Genomic DNA, 17,655 nt, shown 5'->3' with positions numbered 1-17,655 from the left:
GCCTGATGGAGGCGATGAAGGCAGACGTGACACAGGGCCTCGAAAAGGGGTCGCTCGTGACGTGTGCGGACAACACGGGCGCACGCGAACTGAAAATCATCAGTACGCACGGCTACTCCGGAACGAAGAACCGGCACACGAAGGCCGGACTCGGTGACAAGGTGACCGTCTCGGTCACGAAGGGCACCCCGGAGATGCGACGACAGGTGCTCGAAGCAGTTGTCGTCCGTCAGCGAAAGCCGATCCGTCGGCCGGACGGCACCCGAGTCAGGTTCGAGGACAACGCGGCGGTCGTCATCGACGACAACGACGACCCCCGTGGCACAGAGATCAAGGGACCGATCGCACGCGAAGTCGCGGAACGCTTCGGGTCGATCGCCTCAACAGCGACGATGATAGTATGAGTAAGCAACCACACAAACAGCGCAAACAGACGGAACAAGCGCCGCTGCACGAGCGACACAGCCAGGTGCAGGCGACGCTGTCCGCGGATCTCCGCGAGGAGTACGACCAGCGCTCGGTCCGTGTCAACGAAGGCGACACGGTTGAGGTCATGCGTGGCGACCACGCCGGGGAAGACGGCGACGTCGTCCGTGTCGACCTCAGAGACGCTGTCGTCCACGTCGAGGACGTCACCCTCGAAACCGCAGACGGAGAGGAGGTCCCGCGGCCAGTCGACGCCAGCAACCTGCGCGTCACGAGTCTGGATCTCTCGGACTCGCTTCGCGAACAGCGGCTCACGGAGGATGAGAACGATGAGTAACCACCAGAAACGCCTGTCGGCCCCGAAAAGCTGGCCGGTCGAGCGAAAGGAGGAGACCTTCACGGTCGCTGCTGGCGCTGGCCCGCACGGCGAGTCGGGCGTGCCCCTGCTCATCGTCCTTCGGGACGTGCTGGGGTACGTCGACAGTCGGAAGGAAGCCCGCTACGCGCTCAATCAGGACAACGTCCTGATCAACGGCGTAGCCGAGAGCGACGAGGAGCGTCCCGTCGGGATGTTCGACATCGTCGCCTTCGACGAGCGCGAGGAGTACTACCGGGTGTTCCCCGACGAGGGGGGTCGGCTCGCGCTGACGCCCATCGAGGCGGACGCCGCACAGAGCAAACTCGGCAAGATCGACGAGAAGCGCCACGTCTCCGGCGGCGATATTCAGTTGACGCTGCACGACGGACAGACGCTGCTCGTCGACGAGGACGCACCCTACGACGCCAACGATTCCATCGTCGTCGCCAACGAGGACGACGAAATCGTCGCCCACTTCGAGTACGAGGAGGGCGCGCTCGTGACCGCCATCGCTGGCGCGCACGCTGGCGAAATCGGCACCATCGACGAGATTCAGGTGACGCCCGGCAGTTCCGCGAACAACGTTCTCGTCAGTCAGGCTTCGAACGACGGCGGCTTCGAGACGGTCGAAGAGTACGTCGTCGTCATCGACGAGAACTTCACTGACGACGATTCCGACGCGGACACGGCCGAAGATACAGAATCAGACGCCGAATCCGCGGACGAGGCGTCCGATGAAGACACAACGGAGGGAGATGAATGAGTTCCGACACCGAGCAGTTCCATCCGATGCGCGAGCCCCGAATCGAGAAGGTCGTCGTCCACATGGGCGTCGGTCAGGGTGGCCGCGAACTCGCACAGGGCGAGGAGATTCTCGAAGAGGTCACGGACCAACAGCCAGTCAGAACGACGGCGACCAAGACCGAACCGGACTTCGACATCCGCGAAGGGGATCCGATCGGTGCGAAGGTGACGCTGCGTGACGAGGAGGCAGTGGAGTTCCTCGAGACGACGCTCGCCTTCACCGAGTTGCGTGAGCGGCAGTTCGACGACACCGGCAACTTCAGCTTCGGTGTCGAGGAACACACCGACTTCCCGGATCAGGAGTACGACCCGACGATCGGAATCTACGGGCTCGACGTGACGGTCAATCTGGTTCGGCCGGGCTATCGCGTCGCGAAGCGCGACCAGGGCGCACGGTCGATCCCGTCAGGGCACCGACTCACTATCGAGGATGCGGTGAACTTCGTCGAAGCACGCTTCGACGTGGAGGTCAACGATGAGTGAAAGCGAAGTTTCGACAGGTGAACAGGCGGCCAAACGAACGGAACAGCTCCGCGAATGCCAGCGCTGCGGGCGCAAGCAGGGACTGGTCGGAAAGTACGACATCTGGCTGTGCCGACAGTGCTTCCGCGAGGTGTCGCGAAGTATGGGGTTCAAGAAATACTCATGACTGGAAACGACCCACTCGCCAACGCGCTCTCGGCAATCGACAACGCGGGAAGTGTTGGCAGTCTGATACAGGAGGTACAGCCAGCCTCGAACGAGATCGGGAGCGTCCTCGAAGTGCTGTACGACCGCGGCTACATCGACGGATTCACGCGCCACGAGGACGGCAAAGCCGGGACGTTCGAGGTCGAACTGAAGGGAGCAATCAACGAATGTGGCCCGGTCAAGCCACGATACGCTGCTGGCGCAGACGAGTTCGAGAAGTGGGAGAAGCGGTTTCTCCCGGCCCGTGACTACGGGACGCTCGTCGTCACGACCTCGCATGGCATCATGAGCCACTACGAGGCGCGCGAGCAGGGGATCGGTGGCCAGGTCATCGCATACGTCTACTAACAATGCCACGAACAACACTACAGATACCAGCGGAGGTCAGCGCCGAGATGGACCATCTCGACCTGACCGTCGAGGGTCCCGAAGGAAGCGTCACACGTCGCCTGTGGTATCCCGACGTGTCGGTGTCGGTCGAGGACGGCGAGGTCGTCATCGAGAGCGACGTCGAGGACGCCAAGACCAACTCGACGGTCGGCACCTTCGAGAGTCACGTCCGGAACATGTTCCACGGCGTCACTGAGGGCTGGGAGTACGAGATGGAGGTCTTCTACTCTCACTTCCCGATGCAGGTGACGGCCGACGGCAACGAGATCCGCATCGAGAACTTCCTCGGTGAGAAAGCGCCCCGGCGGACGGAGATCCGCGGGGACACCGAGGTCGAGGTCGACGGCGAAATCGTGACGCTGAGCGGCCCCGACATCGAGGCGGTTGGACAGACTGCCGCGGATATCGAGCAGTTGACTCGCGTGACGGACAAGGACGCCCGCGTCTTCCAGGACGGTGTCTACATCACGAGCAAACCGAACCGAGGTGATGCCTGATGGCAGACGACGAGGACGACGTCGAAGTTGCCTTCGACGAGGAAGCGGAAGACGGCGCGGCCGACGACGCAGTCGAGGAAGCAGTCGAAGATGCTGAGGACGGTACAGAGACCGACGACGTAGACGAGGAAGCCGAAACAGTGACTGACGAAGGATCTGACACAGACGAATCAGTCGACGAGGACGACGCCGAAGAGTCCGGACTCACCCAGCTCGGCGGTGTCGACGAGGAAGTCGCCACGAACCTCGCGGAGGCTGGCTACGAGACGGTCGAACACATCGGCGCGGCGAGTCAGGACCAGCTAACAGAGGTCGACGGCGTCAGTCTGGCACTCGCAGCGCGGATCAAAGCCGAGACGGACGAACTCGACGTCAGCGACGACGTCGAATCGGAGGTTGCCGAACTCGAACCCGACGACGCCGAGTCGGACGATGTCGAGGACTCTGACGCTGACGAGGAAGTCGAGGAACCGGAACTGACCGACCTGACCGACATCAGCGGTGTCGGCGACGCGAAGGCCGAGAAGCTTCGCGACGCTGGCTACGAGACGGTCGACCAGGTCCGCGGTGCAAGTCAGGACGAACTCGCAAGCATCGACGGCGTCGGCATGGCACTCGCCGCGCGGATCAAAGCCGACGTCGGTGACCTCGAAGTCAGTGAGGAGGTCGAGGCCGAAGTCGAGGACGAAGAGGCAGAAGCCGAAGAGGTCGAGACGGAACTGCAGCCACGCGGACTGGTCGAGAAGACGCCGGATCTGGACGAGGAGACCGAGCGACTCCTCACACAGCGAAAGCGCGTCGGAAAGCCGCAGTTCAACCGACAGGACTACCACAAGAAAAAGCGCGTTCCCACCTCCTGGCGACGCCCGCGCGGCCAGCTCTCGAAGCAGCGCCGCGGCATCAAGGGCAAGGGCGACACCGTCGAGGCGGGCTTTCGCTCGCCGAAAGCGGCACGCGGCCTGCACCCATCCGGCTTCGAGGAAGTTCGCGTCCACAACGTCGATGACCTCGACGGCGTGGACGGTGACCGTCAGGCGGTTCGGATCGCCTCGAAGGTCGGCGCACGCAAGCGCGAGCGCATCGAGGAAGTCGCAGAGGACAACGGGATTCGCGTACTCAACCCAACCTACGAGGAGGTCGAAATCGAATGACGGACCTGAGCGCACAGAAACGAATCGCATCGGACGTGCTCGACGTCGGGGAGAACAAACTCTGGTTCGACCCTGACCGACAGGGCGACATCGCGGAAGCGATCACTCGCGAAGATATCCGTGACCTCGTCGACGAGGGGCTCATCCGGGCGGATCCGCCGGAGGGCAACTCCCGCGGACAGGCCCGCAAGCGAAACGAGAAGCGCGCCTACGGCCACCGGAAAGGTCCCGGTTCCCGCAAGGGGACAGCTGGCGCACGGAACAACGAGAAAGAGGACTGGACGTCACGCATTCGCGCACAGCGAAGTCATCTGCGCGAACTCCGCGACGACGGCCAGCTAGACAGATCCCAGTACCGCGACCTGTACGACAAAGCTGGCGGCGGCGAGTTCGACAGCGTCGCGGACCTGGATCGGTTCATCGACGAACAATACGGTGATACATAATGGCAACAGGACCACGATACACGGTGCCCATGCGGCGTCGCCGCGAGGCCCGTACAGATTACCATCAGCGGTTGCGCCTGCTGAAATCCGGCAAACCACGCCTCGTTGCTCGCAAGAGCAACACCCAAGTCAGGGCGCAGCTGGTCAGTACCGGCCCACAGGGCGACCGAACACTTGCGGCCGCAGAGGCAGTCGAACTCGCAGACTACGGCTGGGAAGCGCCGACGGGCAACATGCCCGCGGCGTATCTCACCGGACTGCTCGCAGGGCTTCGAGCCATCGAGGCTGGCGTCGAGGAAGCGGTTCTCGACATCGGGCTGAACTCCCCGACTCCCGGAAGCAAGGTGTTCGCAGTACAGGAAGGCGCAATCGACGCCGGACTCGACGTCCCTCACAACGACGACGTGCTGGCCGACTGGTCACGGACCCGCGGCGAGCACATCGCGGAGTACGCCGACTCGCAGGACGGCCTCTACAGCGGGGACTTCGACGCAACAGACCTGCCAGAACATTTCGACGAGATGCGAGAGACACTACTCGACGGAGAGGTTGAACTATGAGCGCTGACGACGGATGGGTCCCCCAGACGCGACTCGGACAGAAAGTCGCTGACGGCGAAATCGACTCGATGGAGGAGGCGCTAAACGCGGGCCTGCCGCTGAAGGAGCCGGAACTCGTCGACCAGTTGGTTCCGGACCTGGAAGACGAAGTGCTCGACATCAACATGGTCCAGCGGATGACCGACTCCGGTCGGCGAGTGAAGTTCCGCTGTGTCGTCGTCGTGGGCAACCGCGACGGACTCGTCGGCTACGCCGAGGGCCGCGACGACCAGGTCGGCGGTGCGATTCAGAAGGCTATCGACATCGGCAAGTTGAACCTCATTCAGGTGCCGCTTGGCAGTGGCTCGTGGGAAGACCAGCCCGGCGGGACGCACTCGCTGGTCCGGAAATCCGAAGGCAAGGCTGGAAGCGTGGAAGTCGAGATCAAGCCCGCTCCGAAGGGGCTCGGACTCGCTGCCGCCGAGACGCCGAGGAAGGTGCTCGAACTCGCTGGCGTCGAGGACGCGTGGACGAAGAGTCACGGCAACACCCGAACGACGGTCAACCTGGCGAAGGCGACCTTCAACGCACTCGAAAACGCGGCAGAGGCACGCGTCCCACAGCGCGTCCACGAAACCCGTGAGGTGACAGAATGAAGGCACTCGTACAGGTTCGCGGTGAAGTCAACATCGACGGAGATATCCGCGACACGCTGAAGATGCTCAATCTCGGCCGCGTCAACCACGCGACGCTTGTTCCCGAGGAGCCGACCTACGAGGGGATGGTGACGAAGGTCAACGACTACGTCGCACACGGAGTTCCGAGTCAGGAGACGGTCGAACTCCTGATCGAACGACGTGGCGAACCCGCGACGGGCGAGGCAGACATCGACGACGAGTGGGTCGCCGAAAACACCGAGTACGACTCGGTGTCCGCTCTCGCTGGCGCGCTGGTCGACGAGGAGACGACCCTGCAGGACGCGGGGCTGTCGCCGACGCTGCGGCTGCACCCGCCCCGTGGCGGACACGACGGTATCAAACAGCCGGTTCACACCGGCGGCCAACTCGGCGTCCACGGCACTGACGACATCGACACGCTACTGGAGGCGATGCGATAATGACAAACAAGAAAAAGCGACAGCGCGGTTCACGCACGCACGGCGGCGGATCACACAAGAACCGTCGCGGCGCCGGTCACCGCGGTGGACGCGGTGCGGCGGGCCGTGACAAGCACGAACACCACAACTACGAACCGCTCGGCAAGAGCGGCTTCACGCGTCCAGAGAAAGCACAGACGGATGTCGAAACGGTCGACGTCCAGAAACTCGACGAGGACGCGCCGCTTCTGGTCGCCGAAGGGCTGGCGACCGAAACGGGCGACGGCTATCAGATCGACGCCCGCGACCTCGTCGACACGGACGCGGATGTCGTGAAGGTACTCGGCAGCGGGCAGGTTCGCAACGCCCTCGACGTCGTCGCTGACGACTTCTCTGCGGGCGCAGAAGAACAGATAGACGCAGCAGGTGGAACGACGACGTTATCCGAGCGCGCACAGACAGACGAGGAGTAACATGAGCTGGAAGGACACCGCCGAACCGGTTTTGACGCGAATGCCTTCGGTCCGTCGGCCACAGGGGCACGTCCCGTTCAAGCGAAAGCTAGGCTGGACCGCGGGCATTCTCGTGCTGTACTTTTTCCTGACGAACGTCATCGTGTTCGGACTCGAAGGGACTGGCGGATCGGACGCATTCGGCCAGTTCCGCTCGATTCTCGCAGGGTCTCAGGGGTCGCTGCTGCAGGTCGGTATCGGTCCGATTGTCACTGCAAGCATCGTCTTGCAGTTGCTCGGCGGTGCCGACCTCCTCGGACTCGATACGCAGAACAACCCCCGCGACCAGGTACTCTACCAGGGCCTACAGAAAGTGCTGGTGCTCGTGATGACGGCGCTGACCGCGCTTCCACTGGTCTTTGCGTCCAGTGCACTCCCGGCAGACCCGCAGATCGTCTCTCAGCTTGGCATCGGAGAGACCGGCGTTCAGTGGCTGATCTTCTTCCAGATCTTCGTCGGCGGAATCCTCATTCTGTTCATGGATGAGGTCGTGAGCAAGTGGGGCGTCGGAAGCGGTATTGGACTGTTCATCATCGCTGGTGTGAGCCAGCGCCTCGTCGGCGGGATCATCTCGACGCAGCCACTCGGCGGCCAGCGCGGGATCCTCGCAAACTGGTATCAACTGCTCTTTGGTAGCGCCGACACACCGTCGCTGTTGACTGGGCAGGGCCTCGAAGAGCTGTTGATCGGAACCGGTGAGATTCTGGCGATCATCACGACAATTGCCATCTTCGTGATCGTCGTCTACGCCGAGAGTGTTCGCGTCGAGATTCCCCTCTCGAACACCCGCGTCAAGGGTGCCCGGGGTCGATACCCGGTCAAGTTGATCTACGCGAGTGTCTTGCCGATGATTCTCGTTCGGGCACTCCAGTTCAACATCCAGTTCATCGGACAGATACTCAACCAGCAGATGGGGTCGATGCCCGGCTGGCTCGGGTCGTATGCCGATGGACAGGTGACTGGTGGGCTGTTCTACTACCTTGCACCGATACAGAGCCCACAGGACTGGATGTTCTTCGCCGGGATGGGACGTGGCAACACCGCGCTCGAAATCCTGATCCGGGTCGGGGTCGACCTGACGGTCATGATCGTCGGCGGTGCCATCTTCGCCGTCTTCTGGGTGAAGACCACGGACATGGGTCCCGAGGCGACGGCTCAGCAGATCCACAACTCCGGGATGCAGATCCCTGGGTTCCGGCAGAACGTCCGGAGCATCGAACGCGTGCTCGACCAGTACATCCCGCAGGTGACCATCATCGGCGGCGCGCTGGTCGGTCTGCTCGCGGTCGGTGCGAACATGCTCGGCACCATCGGTAGCGTCTCCGGAACCGGGTTGCTCCTGACGGTGTCTATCACCTACAAGCTCTACGAGGAGATTGCAGAGGAGCAACTCATGGAGATGCACCCAATGATGCGCCAGATGTTCGGGTAAGAGGCTCACGGCGTTCCTCGTTCTCGGTGTATTGTCTCCTTCGTGATTGCCGAACTGTCAGATTCGGTCCTGTGAAGACGCACTTTACGACTGACCTCCGAGCCCGTCGTCTTGAACCCGGCTGTCAGCTTCCCCCTGTTCTCAGTCACGTCCGTGGTCGTTCTGTTAGTCGTCGGCGGGCGCGGGTTCGGTATCTCCATCCAGTCCGAGGTGGTCCTCGACTGCTGCCAGTCGGTCGGTGAGGGCTTCGTTTTCGGCCGCAAGCTCCTCGGCTCGCTCCTGAAGTTGCTCGATTTCTTCATCTTTCGCCTCGACAGTCTCACGGGCGTCGTCGAGTTCGGCCGCGAGTTCCTGGGTTGCTGCGAAGGCCATCCCGTCCGCGTCGATGGAGTTGATGTGCTTCTCGTTGTCACCCACGTCGAGCACGTCGTGGAAGTCCTTGGCCATCGGTCCGACGTGGCGCACACCCGCGCCGTCCCCATCCTCGTTGGTGTACTCCCAGGTCGAAACTTCCATCTCCCGCACGCCATCGAGGACTGACGCCGAGTCGACGGGCTCGATGTTCGTCTTCGCTGTTCGCGTCGACGTGGTCGACCATCCCGTCGACCCACCAGAGATGTAGGTCGTTCCGCCGTTCGTGACGAACTTGACCCCGCTGCTCGCCCGAACGTTGAACGTGTCATCGTTCTTGACACCGGAGTCGTTGGGGTCCTCGCTCGAACTGAACTCGGCGTCGGTGCTGTCTGCCCAGACGAATGCCCCCGGATTGAATGCGGTTGCGTTGCGGCCAGCCGCGAGTGCGTAGTCCCCGTAGACTACACAGGTGTCACCGCCGGGAACCGTTCCAGCGGTGCTGTTGATAAAGTTATTCCGGCCGCCGCCAATTGTTGAATGCTTGCCCTCGGCATCGTTTTCTTTCCCACCAGCCACTGTTGCGAACGCTGCGTCTGTGGAACCACCGTCTGATGTTCCTGCTGAGTTAAATCCACCACTCCGACCGTGCAGTAGTCGTCGACCGCCTCGTTGCTCGTTATGTCGGGGAATGAGGTATCGCTCGGACCGCCGCCTGCCACAGTCGCGAACTTCCTCAGCTGTCTGGCTACTGTTTTCGATCAGAGATCAGGATGCTCAGGGGTGACGAGGTGCCCCCAGCCGACCAAGTACGTGGGGTTCGTTGGAACGCTCTGTCGGGTCATGTTCCGATGGTGCATTTGAAAACACGCGATTGTCAGGCGCGTTCAGTCGGACGGTTCCAGCCTGACTGTCGGTGCTTCGAAGATGTTGGTTTGAACGCTGTCGAGGCCGTTTAACACGCCTTCCTTTCGGTTGTATCCCTCTCCCGAGTCGGCCATGATCGCTCCGGCCTCGTCGACGAATCGCCAGCGCCATTCTCCGGATCTGTCTCGGTACACCTCGAAGTGCGGCTGTGCCGTACCGTCGTCGGGAAGCTCCGGTGTCGTCTCGTCGAGTAGCTTTACCGATGCCTCGACACACGTCTCTCGGATACGTCCGATGTCGCGTTTGGCATCCGAACGCTCCGGATAGCTCTGGAGCGACCGTGCGATGATATTCCCGTTCTGGTGAACGAGTCGCCAGCGCCACTCCGACGCCTTGTCGCGATACACCTCGACTTTCGCCTTGGACTGGTGCTGTTGACTGGTAGCGGGATCTGGTCTTGAGTCGGTGGACCTGGGGCCGCTTCGGCCTGCGGATGTCCATGAGACGCGACGCCCAGTCACCACGTCGAACAGACTTCGGAGCATGATGAAATCCTGAAGCTGTTTGTATCCGATCACCATAAGCGGGGTGTACCGGAGCAATCTGTAGTCCTCTTTTTCGATGCTGTCTTCTATGACCATCGCGGTCGTTGCAAACAGCGCCTCCAGAATGACGAAGATCGCGATGAGGCCAAGCACCTGGACGACCGAGCCGAACAGACTCGTCCAGATGATCGCCGCTGAAACGATGGCTCCGAGTATCGGCGCCATCCCGACGGACATCCACATGTACGGCATGAGCACGATGTGCAGTGGGCCGTAGTTCGTGTTCATTACGATGTCTTTGTGCTTTCTCAGCGTCTGAATTGTGCCTCGATACCACCGGAGTCGCTGATTGTACAGCCCCCGGAGGCTCTGCGGTGCCTCGGTGCGCGAAATCGCAGTTGAGCAGTAATGGACTTTTCTGCCCTGTTTCAGCACACTCAGTGTAAAGTCGAAGTCTTCAGTCACAGTGTCACCGGAGAACCCGCCGACAGCCGTGACAGCCTCGCGCTCGAACAATCCCAGACATCCAGGAACGACGTTGACTATGCCGAGGTGGTCAAGTGCTCGACGGAACATATTGATCGAGACGATATACTCGAGCGCCTGTATCCGCTCGAGCGCCGAGTGTCTGTGCATGATCTTGATATTCCCCGCGACGGCACACGGTTCGTTGTGCCACTTGTAGGTCGTGACGAGTTCCTTTACTGCCTCGGCATCGACCACCGAATCAGCGTCGACACTGACGATCAAATCGCTGTCAATCTCTGACAGCGCGGTGTTCATCGCCTCGTGTTTGCCCTCGTTCTCTTTCTGGATTACTCGCACCCGGTCGGACTCTCGTTCGCGAATTTCGGCCAGTGTTCCATCGGTGCTCCCGTCGTCGACGACGACGATATCGAAGGACTCGTCGAGATAGTTGGTTGCGAGTACTGAGTCGATACACCTGCCGACGTACCCTTCCTCGTTGTACGCCGGGATAACCGCCGTTACTGTTGGCCACTCGTTGATCTCGACCGTCCGCCGTTGTTCGCCGTAGTGTTGGTACAGCGCCAGTGGAATGACTGTCCAGTAAATCGAGATGAACAACAGCAGCGAGAGAAAGATAAGGCCGGGAACGAGCGAAAACGCGACGTCGAAATACCAGACGAATCCTGCGGCGGTAAACACTGGAAATAGCAACAATACCAGAATCGGAACCGTGCTCACCCGCCGTGGGACGCGGTCTCGGAAATTGTATACGACATAGCCAATTCGGACGGGAGCGCAGACGCCCCGATGATAATTCCGCCCAGTAGAAGGATCAACCGGGGGAGCAAAGCGACAAGCAAGAACAACGTCGCGGCGAATATTACCACCGCGATCGCTATCTCTGTCCTCGATAGCGAACGCGACTCCTCTTTGTCAGTCATGTAACTCCTCAATTATTGTTACCATGTACGTAATCATGTGTGAATATACTATTACATTACTAGAAGATAAACGTCTAGGTTTATTTACTATTATCTTCCTGTGCGACTTTACCGATTGCTGAACGGATTGTTTACGCAGTTTACAGAGCCGCACCATTCAGTCGCGTTCTGACAGACGGTCGAAACGAGAGCGCTTCCCAGGTGGGTGTGTTGGTCCGTAGCTATGGAAAGCCCCCGTAGCGGAGATAGACCATCACGACGATGATCATGACCTGGAAGGCGCCTTGCACGCCAGCCAGCTTCGCGTTGCGCTGTCCGATCTGCTTGATGAGCGCCGCGTCGGGGTCGGCCGTGCTCATCTCTCGGTAGACGCGGATTTCGCCGGGCATGAGCAGCCCGAACCCCTGGAGATTGAGGACGGTAACGATGCCGAGTGCGGCGAGGATCACGTTTCGGGGCAGCTCCAGATCACCGACGGTGAGCGCGACCCACGCGAGGGATCCGATGAGCGTGACCAGAAATGGCGCAAGCCATCGCCAGTCGCGCCAGGCGTCGAACTGCCAGCCGATCAAAAGGAGCGCGCCGGGGACGTTGACCAGCGTAAACAGCGCGAGCCACGCGTTCGGACTCGGAAGCAGGTCCATCCTGATGGCGAGCGTGATGCCACCGAAGATAGCGACGGTCGCTATCGTCGGCAGCAGGAATGCTGTCTTCGGGGTGAACTTCTCGAAAAAGGCCGCAGACGACTCCTCGTCGAGACCGCCGACGACCGGGCCGACGACCAGTCCCATGAAGATGTCGATGCCGGTCCACAGCACCCCGGTCATCACGTGGACGAAGGTGTGCTGTTGGGTCGTGCCGACCGTCTGAACGTAGCCGAAGGCAGCAAACGGCAGAAACACGACGGCAACTGCGAAAGCTGGATTCGCTGCCTGTGCCATCCCGCGAATCGTACCACGAACTGTCGCCGTGGACATGCTATTCCATCACGGTCACGTCTCGCCAATAAACGCTACGTTCGATTCGACATCGCAGTGTGGGCATCCTTGAGATCCGACTCGGAGCCAACGTGTTATGCCCCGTCAGGACGTACACCTCGTATGCGCGAACTCGCCTTTGCGCTCGAATACGAACCGGGGTGCAACAGGGTGGCCGACACGCTCGCAGAGCACCCCGACGCCCGGATTCGCTCGCTCTCGCTTCACGCCACCGCCGAGAGCCTCTGGCGCGTCGACCACGCGACGGGGACGCCGGACGCGCTCGACGCCATCGAAGACGCCGTACTCGACAGCGACTACTACGCCGACTGTCTCGCCACCGATGAGTGCGGTGCCACCCAGTGTACGGAGATTCTCGACCGCACGGACGACACGCTGGTGATCTATTCACGCTGGAACCGAACTCCGGCCTGCTCGTCCGTCCCGCACATCGCTCGCGACCATCTGGGCGACGGCGTGCTCTTCGAGACACGCCACGAGGGGCGACACTACACGTGGCGGGTGCTTCACTCCGGCGAGGGTGACGTGGCGGCGTTTTTCGACGAAATCGAGGTGGCAGTCGGTGACACCGCTCGCATGGAGATGCTTCGAACTGCAGAGACATCGACAGGCGCGAGTGACATCGACGACAGCACGGGTGGCCTGTCCCCGGAACAAGCGGCAGCACTCCGGGCCGCCGTCGAACACGGCTACTACGAATCACCGCGGGACGTCGACGTGGGTGAACTTGCCGACCATCTCGACGTCCCGCGGTCGACGCTCACCTACCGACTCCGTCGCGCGGAGGAACGCCTCGCCAAACAGTATGTGGCCGAGATGCTGACGGAGCGCCCCTCGACGACGCTGTAACACCACGCACGATTGGTTGGAATATTCCAACAAAGGCTTATCGACGTACCGCTACTACCTGCAGGTAATGACCGACGAGGACGCGACGGAGCGGGCAGTAGAAGAGAGCGCGACGGTGACAGTTCGTCTCGTCGTCCCCGAGATGGACTGCCCGTCGTGTGCAGGGAAAGTCGACAAGAGCCTCGAGCGTGTCGACGGTATCGTCGAGACGACGCTCCAGCCCACGACTGGCAGCGCAACGGTGACCTACGACCCCACTCGCACGAGCGAGGCTGCTATCATCGAAGCCGTCGAGTCCGCTGGCTACGAAGTCGTCGGCGGTGATAGTTCAGCGGACGGCGAGCACTCCGACAGCGTCGACATCGCACCCCCATCGGAGGTCTGGACGAGTCCCCGAGCGATCAAGACGTGGGTCGGTGCAGTGTTGCTCACTGCCGGTCTGCTCTTCGAATTTGTCCTGACCGGTGAGAACCTCGCGGTGGCGTCCGTTCTCGACCGTTCTCTCACGCTGGCGGACGTACTCTTTCTCAGCGCAATCCTCAGCAGCGGCCTTCCGGTCGTCAGAGGCGGCTACTACTCCGCGAAGAACCTGAATCTCGATATCGACCTCCTGATGGGGACGGCGATCATCGCCGCGACCGGTATCGGCTACTTCGTCGAGGCGGCGACACTCGCCGTTCTGTTCAGCATCGCGGAGTTGCTCGAAGACTACGCGATGGACCGGGCGCGGGATTCCCTGCGCGAGTTGATGGAACTGTCGCCCGACGAGGCCACGGTGCGGCGCGACGGCGAGGAGCACACGGTGGCCGCTGACGACGTCGATGTCGGTGAGACAGTCATCGTCCGCCCCGGCGAAAAAATCCCGCTTGATGGGACGGTCGTCGAGGGAACGAGTGCGGTCGACGAGTCGCCGATCACCGGCGAGAGCGTCCCCGTCGACAAGACCGCTGGTGACGAGGTGTACGCTGGCGCGATAAACGAGGAGGGCTATCTCGAAGTGACGGTCACGTCGACCGCGGGCGACTCGACGCTCTCGCGCATCATCGAGATGGTACAGGGCGCACAGTCGAAACAGACTGAGACCGAGCAGTTCGTCGACCGGTTTGCGGGCTACTACACCCCTGTCGTGGTCGTGCTCGCGATTTTAACCGCTGCCGTCCCGCCGCTTGTCATCTCTGATCCCATCTCGACGAGTGTGGCTGGCTATGCGTTCACCTTCACCGGCGAGTGGGGGACGTGGTTCGTCCGCGGACTGACCCTCCTGGTGATCGCCTGTCCCTGTGCCTTTGTCATCTCGACGCCCGTCTCAGTCGTCTCGGGCATCACGAGCGCCGCGAAAAACGGCGTCCTGATCAAAGGTGGCAACCATCTGGAGGCGATGGGCGAAGTCGACGCCATCGCTCTCGACAAGACCGGAACGCTCACCCGCGGTGAACTCGCCGTCACCGACGTCGTCCCGCTCGGCGGTACCGACGAACGGACGTTGCTCCGGTACGCCGCCGGACTGGAGCAGCGAAGCGAACACCCGATAGCAGAAGCGATCCTCGCGCGTACCGAGGCGTCCGGAACTGACGACATTCCGGAACCGACCGCCTTCGAGAGTCTGACCGGGAAGGGGATCCGCGCCGACATCGACGGGGAGACGTATTACGCTGGCAAACCCGCGCTGTTCGAGGAGATGGGATTCGACCTCGCTCGCGCCAGAACCGAAACTGACGGCGGGAGCGTCGTTTCCGGGGCGAAACCGGACGGCAGCGAGACGTTCGAGGCGGACACGCTCGCAACGCTGGAGCGCGACGGGAAGACAGTCGTCATCGTGGGCACGGAGACGGAGTTACTCGGCGTCATCGCCATCGCCGACGAAGTGCGTCCCGCCTCGAAGCGCGCCGTGTCCCGCCTGCACGAACTCGGCGTCGAACACGTCGTGATGCTGACTGGCGACAACGAGGGGACGGCACGGGCCATCGCCGAGGAAGTCGGCGTCGACGAGTACCGCGCCGAACTCCTGCCCGATGAGAAAGTCGAGGCCGTCGAGGAACTGCAGGCCGAGTACGGCGAGGTGGCGATGGTCGGCGACGGCATCAACGACGCACCCGCGCTTGCGACTGCCGACGTCGGCGTCGCGATGGGGGCGGCGGGCACCGATACCGCTCTCGAAACCGCCGATATCGCGCTGATGGGTGACGACATCGGCAAACTCCCCTACCTGTACGGTCTCTCGCACACAGCAATTGGCGTGATCCGACAGAACATCTGGGCCAGTCTCGGCGTGAAGGCCCTGCTCGCGCTCGGCGTGCCGCTGGGTCTCGTGAGCGTTGCGCTCGCCGTCGTCGTCGGCGACATGGGTATGAGTCTCGGCGTCACCGGGAACGCGATGCGACTGTCACGTATCGACCCCGAGTGAGACGCGACCTCCCTTACTTCTTGCTAGAAATGGTTGCGGATTATTCGCAAGTAGATTTTTATATACTGGCTTAATGTATCAGGTTGATGGCGCGAAGACAGCAGACCCAAGGCACGGACGAAATCCCCTACGTACAGGGCGCAATCTACGGCGCTGTGGCCTTTGTCATCGGCTATCTGATCACCTTGGTCGTGGTATCAACGCAGGAGGCCGAAGCACTGACCGAGGAACTCGTGGAGGCCAGCGGGTGGTTGTACTATAATGCACAGTTCGTTGACGTCGAAGCCGCAGGGTCGACGTTCAATTATCTCTCATCCGATCTGGTGCAACTGGAAGCGCCCACGATTCTCTATCGTTTGATTCCCGTCGTTGTGTTGCTCGGAGCCGGATTCGCACTCGCGAACCAAGTTAATGTACGGGAACCGCAGGAAGGGGCGCTCGCAGGTGCAACGATCGCACTGGGGACTGTCGTACTCGCAATCGTCGGCACGTTCGTCTTCGAGATCTCCCAGGGTGGGTCATCAGCCGGACCACCGCTTGTCAACAGCGTTCTCCTCGTCGGACTGGTCTTCCCCGCCGTCCTTGGTGGCCTCGGCGGTGTGCTCGCGACTCAGACGTAAACTCCCCACGCAGTTCAAGCGGCACTCTGCACTGACGCTCTCCGCCGTGTACAGCTATCTGTGAACGCTCCAACAGAATTAATCGTGACCAGTCCCTTGTGAGGGCATGGCAATCGCACGGGGCGAACGCGGCGTACGTGCTGATCTGGAGGCGCTCCTCTCTCAGGTGCATCCCGTCTTCATGCTTCCGCCGCTCGCCGCCTCGTGGTTCGGAGCGGCCGTCGCTGGTGAGTTTACGATTTCGGTCGGGGTCGTCCACATGGGCGCGATATTCTTCGCCGTCTACACCGCACACGTCAAGGACGGCTACGTCGACTTCTACGGACGCGGCGAGGACGACGACCACCCGATGACGATCCGTGGCTGTCGGGCCGCGCTCGTCGGGGCGACCCTCGCCTTTGCCGCCTGTACGCTCGCGCTCGGCGTTCTCGTCGGTGCCGGGGCGGCACTCGTCACGCTCCCGACCTGGGTCATCGGCTTTCTGCACGCCCCCCAGTTCGATACGAACCCGGTCACGACGACGCTCGGCTATCCGACCGGGATCGCGCTCGCGATTCTCGGTGGCTTCTACGTCCAGACGACTGCGGTGACAGCCACTATCCTCGGCTTCTCGCTCGTCTTTCTCGTGGTGCTCGCTGGCGTGAAGATCATCGACGACGAGCAGGATTACGACTACGACCGCTCGATCGAAAAGCGGACAGTCTCGGTTGCGCTCGGCCCTGACCGTGCCCGAACGCTTGCTGTTTCGCTCATGTTCGCCGGTCTCGTAGGCGTTCTCTGGGGGACCGTCGACGGTCTCTTTCCGCCGTCAGCGCCAGCAGGTGCGCTCGCGTTCGGTAGTATCGCGCTCGTCGCGAGACGGGCGCGGCCGGACATCGCGACGATGCTTCTGATCCGGGGCGCGTACGTCTTTCTCGCCGCCCTGTTCGTCGCCGTCTGGTTTCGACCGCTCTCCGGTGCTGGGCTTCCGGATATCACGATATTCGGACGGTACACCTATCTCGTCACGGAGATTTGCTTCGGAGCGGTCGCGTTCGGACTGCTCTATCGTGCCGGTGCGCTCTGGCGCGCCGCTCGGACCATCGCTGTCCTGTATCCGGTCGCGTATCTCTGGGACTGGTACACGCTGGAGGTGGGCGTCTTCGCTATCACGATGCGCACCGGGCACAACCTGTTTGGGATCCCAATCGAGGAACACCTGTTTATGCTCGTCGTGCCAGCGCTCGTACTCGGGATTCACGAGACGCTCAGGGCACACCACTCGTGAGAGC

General features: G+C 61.8%; 21 protein-coding genes. 18 read left to right on the top strand and 3 right to left on the bottom strand.

Features of this window, described 5'->3' with window-relative positions; all coding sequences use genetic code 11:
* The first annotated feature begins 5 nt into the window (after positions 1-5).
* Genes ACMGFL_RS09395 through secY form a run of 14 tightly spaced genes read left to right on the top strand, consistent with a single transcriptional unit; the run spans position 6 to position 8,341 of the window.
* On the top strand, positions 6-404 hold the full coding sequence (locus tag ACMGFL_RS09395) for a 50S ribosomal protein L14 (protein ID WP_436935279.1): 399 nt from the start codon (positions 6-8) through the stop codon (positions 402-404).
* The gene (gene rplX, locus ACMGFL_RS09390; RefSeq protein ID WP_436935278.1) at positions 401-763 is read left to right on the top strand and encodes a 50S ribosomal protein L24; all 363 of its coding nucleotides are present in this window, start codon (positions 401-403) and stop codon (positions 761-763) included. The genes ACMGFL_RS09395 and rplX overlap by 4 nt, the downstream gene beginning before the upstream one ends.
* The gene (locus ACMGFL_RS09385; protein WP_436935277.1) at positions 756-1,547 is read left to right on the top strand and encodes a 30S ribosomal protein S4e; all 792 of its coding nucleotides are present in this window, start codon (positions 756-758) and stop codon (positions 1,545-1,547) included. The genes rplX and ACMGFL_RS09385 overlap by 8 nt, the downstream gene beginning before the upstream one ends.
* Entirely contained in the window at positions 1,544-2,071 is a 528-nt protein-coding gene (locus tag ACMGFL_RS09380; RefSeq protein WP_436935276.1) for a 50S ribosomal protein L5, read from the top strand. Before ACMGFL_RS09385 ends, ACMGFL_RS09380 begins: the two co-directional genes overlap by 4 nt.
* Positions 2,064-2,237, top strand: a complete 174-nt coding sequence (locus ACMGFL_RS09375) for a 30S ribosomal protein S14 (RefSeq protein WP_436935275.1) — start codon at positions 2,064-2,066, stop codon at positions 2,235-2,237. The genes ACMGFL_RS09380 and ACMGFL_RS09375 overlap by 8 nt, the downstream gene beginning before the upstream one ends.
* On the top strand, positions 2,234-2,626 hold the full coding sequence (locus ACMGFL_RS09370; RefSeq protein ID WP_436935274.1) for a 30S ribosomal protein S8: 393 nt from the start codon (positions 2,234-2,236) through the stop codon (positions 2,624-2,626). Before ACMGFL_RS09375 ends, ACMGFL_RS09370 begins: the two co-directional genes overlap by 4 nt.
* Before the next feature lie 2 nt (positions 2,627-2,628).
* Positions 2,629-3,165 (top strand): 50S ribosomal protein L6, encoded by a 537-nt coding sequence (locus ACMGFL_RS09365; protein ID WP_436935273.1) that lies wholly within the window; start codon positions 2,629-2,631, stop codon positions 3,163-3,165.
* Entirely contained in the window at positions 3,165-4,316 is a 1,152-nt protein-coding gene (locus ACMGFL_RS09360; RefSeq protein WP_436935272.1) for a 50S ribosomal protein L32e, read from the top strand. The genes ACMGFL_RS09365 and ACMGFL_RS09360 overlap by 1 nt, the downstream gene beginning before the upstream one ends.
* Positions 4,313-4,762 (top strand): 50S ribosomal protein L19e, encoded by a 450-nt coding sequence (locus ACMGFL_RS09355; protein WP_436935271.1) that lies wholly within the window; start codon positions 4,313-4,315, stop codon positions 4,760-4,762. The genes ACMGFL_RS09360 and ACMGFL_RS09355 overlap by 4 nt, the downstream gene beginning before the upstream one ends.
* Entirely contained in the window at positions 4,762-5,322 is a 561-nt protein-coding gene (locus tag ACMGFL_RS09350; protein WP_436935270.1) for a 50S ribosomal protein L18, read from the top strand. The genes ACMGFL_RS09355 and ACMGFL_RS09350 overlap by 1 nt, the downstream gene beginning before the upstream one ends.
* On the top strand, positions 5,319-5,957 hold the full coding sequence (locus ACMGFL_RS09345; protein ID WP_436935269.1) for a 30S ribosomal protein S5: 639 nt from the start codon (positions 5,319-5,321) through the stop codon (positions 5,955-5,957). Before ACMGFL_RS09350 ends, ACMGFL_RS09345 begins: the two co-directional genes overlap by 4 nt.
* Positions 5,954-6,418 (top strand): 50S ribosomal protein L30, encoded by a 465-nt coding sequence (rpmD, locus tag ACMGFL_RS09340; protein WP_436935268.1) that lies wholly within the window; start codon positions 5,954-5,956, stop codon positions 6,416-6,418. The genes ACMGFL_RS09345 and rpmD overlap by 4 nt, the downstream gene beginning before the upstream one ends.
* Complete coding sequence (locus ACMGFL_RS09335; protein ID WP_436935267.1) at positions 6,418-6,870, top strand: uL15m family ribosomal protein; 453 nt, start codon at positions 6,418-6,420, stop codon at positions 6,868-6,870. Before rpmD ends, ACMGFL_RS09335 begins: the two co-directional genes overlap by 1 nt.
* Position 6,871: 1 nt before the next feature.
* Positions 6,872-8,341 (top strand): preprotein translocase subunit SecY, encoded by a 1,470-nt coding sequence (gene secY / locus ACMGFL_RS09330; protein WP_436935266.1) that lies wholly within the window; start codon positions 6,872-6,874, stop codon positions 8,339-8,341.
* A gap of 165 nt (positions 8,342-8,506) precedes the next feature.
* Here secY and ACMGFL_RS09325 read toward each other — a convergent pair whose 3' ends face one another.
* From ACMGFL_RS09325 to ACMGFL_RS09315, 3 genes are all read right to left on the bottom strand, one after another.
* Positions 8,507-9,271, bottom strand: coding sequence for a tail fiber domain-containing protein (locus ACMGFL_RS09325; RefSeq protein ID WP_436935265.1), 765 nt, complete (start codon positions 9,269-9,271; stop codon positions 8,507-8,509).
* A gap of 308 nt (positions 9,272-9,579) precedes the next feature.
* A complete protein-coding gene (locus tag ACMGFL_RS09320; protein WP_436935264.1) occupies positions 9,580-11,271 on the bottom strand; it encodes a glycosyltransferase in 1,692 nt (563 codons plus the stop codon).
* 463 nt (positions 11,272-11,734) lie between these two features.
* Entirely contained in the window at positions 11,735-12,454 is a 720-nt protein-coding gene (locus tag ACMGFL_RS09315) for a hypothetical protein (RefSeq protein WP_436936438.1), read from the bottom strand.
* A 159-nt stretch (positions 12,455-12,613) separates the two neighbouring features.
* Between ACMGFL_RS09315 and ACMGFL_RS09310 the strand changes: the two genes are divergently transcribed.
* From ACMGFL_RS09310 to ACMGFL_RS09295, 4 genes are all read left to right on the top strand, one after another.
* Positions 12,614-13,360, top strand: coding sequence for a helix-turn-helix domain-containing protein (locus ACMGFL_RS09310; RefSeq protein WP_436935263.1), 747 nt, complete (start codon positions 12,614-12,616; stop codon positions 13,358-13,360).
* A gap of 67 nt (positions 13,361-13,427) precedes the next feature.
* The gene (locus ACMGFL_RS09305; protein WP_436935262.1) at positions 13,428-15,764 is read left to right on the top strand and encodes a heavy metal translocating P-type ATPase; all 2,337 of its coding nucleotides are present in this window, start codon (positions 13,428-13,430) and stop codon (positions 15,762-15,764) included.
* An 86-nt stretch (positions 15,765-15,850) separates the two neighbouring features.
* On the top strand, positions 15,851-16,384 hold the full coding sequence (locus tag ACMGFL_RS09300; RefSeq protein ID WP_436935261.1) for a DUF7978 family protein: 534 nt from the start codon (positions 15,851-15,853) through the stop codon (positions 16,382-16,384).
* A 106-nt stretch (positions 16,385-16,490) separates the two neighbouring features.
* Complete coding sequence (locus ACMGFL_RS09295; RefSeq protein ID WP_436935260.1) at positions 16,491-17,651, top strand: lycopene cyclase domain-containing protein; 1,161 nt, start codon at positions 16,491-16,493, stop codon at positions 17,649-17,651.
* Positions 17,652-17,655: the final 4 nt, after the last annotated feature.

The organism is Halovenus marina (genome assembly GCF_051414115.1).
GTDB lineage: Archaea > Halobacteriota > Halobacteria > Halobacteriales > Haloarculaceae > Halovenus > Halovenus marina.
Note: the sequence above shows the minus strand (reverse complement) of the source record. Positions and strands in the feature narration are given on the sequence as shown.